General features: G+C 38.9%; 1 pseudogene. It reads left to right on the forward strand.

Annotated elements, in window-relative coordinates:
* Positions 1–70: 70 nt before the first annotated feature.
* Positions 71–537, forward strand: a pseudogene (locus tag ACFINW_RS10140) (hypothetical protein); the annotation flags it as partial.

Consider the following 537-nt stretch of genomic DNA (forward strand, 5'->3'; position numbering starts at 1 on the left):
AACAGCCCAATGATAGGAACCGCGTGCCTATTAATAAAACAATCCCTGCCGAAATCAAGCGAGGAGACAGATGAAAAAGCGATTTATTATAACAGGAATGATTACCCTTTTGGGAATACTAAATCTGGCACATGCATCGGATTCTCTTCAAGCAGATACATGCAATTTTCTAGCGTTGGGACTTGCTCAATATCAAAAGAGGATATTTGGAACAGACCGCACTGGAGTCCTAAACAAATGTGCACAATCCCCATCGTCTGCTCCACCGCCACCACCTGCTCCACCGCCACCACCTGCTCTACCAGCAGAATATCTGGAGCTTATTAAGCTATTAAAAAAAGAGGAAATTATTGAGCTCTTTAAAAAACAACTTGCGTTAAAAAAAGAACAACTTTCACAAACAGAAAAAGCCTATCAAGCTATAACAAAGAATCAGAAAACAAACCCAAAGCAAATAGACTTTTCTAGTTTTTTTCTCAAAGAACCAGAATCGTTCTATAAGAGTGATAAGCTTTCAAGAGAATCATATCAAAAGGT

Source organism: Bartonella sp. AA18HLJMS (genome assembly GCF_042197245.1).
Taxonomy (GTDB): Bacteria; Pseudomonadota; Alphaproteobacteria; order Rhizobiales; family Rhizobiaceae; genus Bartonella.